2 protein-coding genes and 1 pseudogene are annotated in these 1,862 nt (G+C 73.7%); 2 read left to right on the top strand and 1 reads right to left on the bottom strand.

Features of this window, described 5'->3' with window-relative positions; all coding sequences use genetic code 11:
- Positions 1–815, top strand: a pseudogene (locus IJH84_RS03105) (hypothetical protein); the annotation flags it as partial.
- Here IJH84_RS03105 and IJH84_RS03100 read toward each other — a convergent pair.
- Positions 791–1,057: a UBP-type zinc finger domain-containing protein gene (locus IJH84_RS03100; RefSeq protein WP_295139950.1), complete on the bottom strand. Its 267-nt coding sequence runs from the start codon at positions 1,055–1,057 to the stop codon at positions 791–793. The pseudogene IJH84_RS03105 and the gene IJH84_RS03100 overlap by 25 nt on opposite strands.
- A gap of 134 nt (positions 1,058–1,191) precedes the next feature.
- Here IJH84_RS03100 and IJH84_RS03095 point away from each other — a divergent pair.
- Positions 1,192–1,862: cation:proton antiporter (locus tag IJH84_RS03095; RefSeq protein WP_295139948.1), on the top strand; the 671-nt coding region annotated here is incomplete at its 3' end.

Here is a 1,862-nt window from a genome sequence, read left to right as displayed (position 1 = left end):
TGCTCTCCCGCGCCCGGCTCATCACCGCGGGCGAGCACCCCGCCGGACGCGGCGCGATCGAGCACCGGCTCGCGGCCGCGCTGGGCGCGGTGACCCGCGACGAGCACCGGCACATCGAGGCGTGGGCCGCGGACTTGGCGCTGACCTTGCCGGAGGTCGACGCCGACCGGCTCCGCAGGCTCGCCGAGGTCCGCAAGGACGAGCAGGTCTGGCAGCTGGAACGCGACCACGAGCGCAACAAGCGCGCCTACCTCGCCGACGAGGTGCTGCGCGACACCGGCAGCGCCGTCGTGTGGTGGCTGGCGCGCCACGACGACGAAGTGGAACGCGCCGCCGAACTGATCGGCACGCTCGCGCAGCTGTCCGCGGCCGCGAACGGAACCGAGATCGCCGAGCAGTTCCGGCACCTGGTGCCCGCTTCGCGGCAGGCACCGTTCCAGAACGGGCGGCCGCTGCGCGCGGAGTCGCTGTCGTTCACCGGCTCGCTGGAGGGCGGGAGCTCGTACCTGTCGTACGGGGAACTCTCGGCCGGTGGGGAACTTTCGGCCGGCGCGTTGGGTCCCGGCGAGCTGACCGGCGACGCCGAGCGTGCCGCGATCGAGCAAGTCGACGGCCTGCTCCGCGAGCTCGACCCGGAAACGGCCGAGCGGTCGGGGCTCGCGGACCGGCTGGCGGCGCTGGTCGACTCGGCCGGGCGGCGCGAGTTCGCCGACTCGATCCGGCAGCGGTACGGCGATCCCGCGAACCCCGGAACCGCGGACGCCGACCAGCCGTGGGCCGACGTGCCCCCTCAGCCCAACCGTTCGTCCACGTAGCACCAGGACCACGACTCGCCCGGCTCGAACGATCGGATCACCGGATGCCCGGTGTCGCGGTGGTGCTCGGTGGCGTGCCGGTCCGGGCTGGAGTCGCAGCAGCCGACGTGCCCGCACTCGGTGCACAACCGCAGGTGCGCCCACACCTGAAGGCCCTTGGCCAGGCAGTCCTCGCAGCCCCCGGGGGAACTCGGCACCGGCGACAGCGCGGCGGAGACCTCCAGGTGATCACATCCGGGCACGACTGCCTCCTTCCGGAACGCGCTGCTCGGGCGCTGTCCACCCTAGGGCCTCGCGAACGCTGCGCGGCCGGGTCGTTGTTCCCGGACGGCCCCGACCTGCGCGGTACGAGCGCGCAACGGGTACGACAGGGCGCATGCACGAGTTCCCGCAAGTGATGTTGCTGCTGGCAGGCGCGCTGGCGGTCACGGCGCTGGCCCGCCGCTGGGGGTTGTCGGAGCCGCTGGCGCTGGTGCTGGCCGGGCTGGCGGTGTCGTTCGTGCCCGGCGTGCCGGATTACGCGATCAACCCGGAAGTGATCCTGGTGCTGGTGCTGCCGCCGCTGCTGTACTCGGCGGCGCTGACCAGTTCCGCGCTGGGCCTGCGCGCGAACCTGCGGCCGATCGGTTCGCTCGCGGTCGGTGCCGTGCTGGTGACTACGGTCGCGGTGGGTTTCGCGGCGTGGGCGCTGGTGCCCGGGATGCCGCTCGGGCCCGCGCTGGTGCTGGGCGCGGTGGTGGCTCCGCCGGACGCGGTGGCGGCGACCTCGATCGGTCGCCGACTGGGGTTGCCGCGCAAGGTGATGACGATCCTGTCCGGGGAGAGCCTGGTCAACGACGCTTCGGCGCTGACGGTCTACCGCGTCGCCGTCGCCGGTGTGGTCGGCGCCGGTTACACGCTGCTGCAGGGCGTCGGCGTGTTCGTGCTCGCGGCCGCGGGCGGGCTGGTCGTCGGCTGCGCGGTGGGCTGGGCGGTGCACCGCCTCCGGCTGGCGCTGGCCGACGGGGTGTTGGAGAGCGCCGTGGGCCTGCTGGTCCCGTTCGCGAC

Origin of the sequence: Saccharopolyspora sp., from assembly GCF_017434145.1 — a bacterium.
GTDB lineage: Bacteria > Actinomycetota > Actinomycetes > Mycobacteriales > Pseudonocardiaceae > Saccharopolyspora_C > Saccharopolyspora_C galaxeae.
The sequence above is the reverse complement of the archived record's forward strand: the minus strand, read 5'-3'. Positions and strand labels throughout refer to the sequence as shown.